We start from the raw sequence: 897 nt of genomic DNA on the forward strand, positions 1-897 counted from the left end.
GGTTTTTAATAATTCGGGCCAGCTAGTATTTTGACTCCGATATTTCTAAGGTAGAAATTATGCAGGAAAAAGCGAAAGAGATTCTTATCATCGGTACTTACGGTATCGATATATTTCACGGCATGGTCGACGAAATGGAACAACGGGGCTATTTGGTTTTTACCACGACCTCAGCCCAAATAGCCCAAGAATATCTTCAAAATAGGAAGTTCGATGCAATTATTATCAATCTTGAGCCTGACGGAAAAGGAAGCGTTGCCGAAAGCGGACTGCTAAATAAGTTTATTGAATCGCCCTTGCAAGCCAATGCGATTTGTCTGGGCGTGAGTGCTCACTACCCTCACTCCCTGCCAAGCGATAAGAATGAAAAACACCTACAAATTCTGGCGGGCTGGCTCACCCTACCAGTTAAAGCAAACGTGCTCGCTGACCACATTGTCGAGCTGATAGACTCTCCCCATAAATTTACGATTAAGGAAAAACTAACTTCCTTGTAGGCTTAATATTGTTTAGCGCGTATTTGATGCACTTCTCATTATTTTCGTTCTGGCGACTACTCAGCCTTAAAACTGACCGTTTATCGGAGACTTGATTACAAAGTCATAGCGTTTTCTTAAGCTATATCTATCGCCCCTTACTGTAATCGTAGGTAGAGCAATGCAATCACTTCAGCTGGTAGATAACTTCATCGCACAGTTCAACTTTGTCTGTGCTTACAGTGAAGAACAAAAACGTATAGCTTATCAAATACGTTTTAAACAGAGCAAAGAAGACTTTGACGGACTCACTCATGTTGAGCAGGTCATTGACCAATATGACCACAACTCGACACACCTGCTCCTTCAAGAGAATAGCAGCAGACAATATATTGCCTGCATACGTATCAGCCACTCAGTT

The 897-nt window shown here is 42.0% G+C and carries 2 protein-coding genes; both read left to right on the forward strand.

Annotation, left to right across the window (positions count from 1 at the left end):
* The first annotated feature begins 59 nt into the window (after positions 1 to 59).
* Positions 60 to 497, forward strand: a complete 438-nt coding sequence (locus A3757_RS19495; protein ID WP_068553596.1) for a hypothetical protein — start codon at positions 60 to 62, stop codon at positions 495 to 497.
* A 160-nt stretch (positions 498 to 657) separates the two neighbouring features.
* Positions 658 to 897, forward strand: a 240-nt coding sequence (locus A3757_RS19500; protein ID WP_197470143.1) for a hypothetical protein, incomplete at its 3' end; no start/stop codon positions are given.

This window comes from Oleiphilus sp. HI0117, from assembly GCF_001635235.1.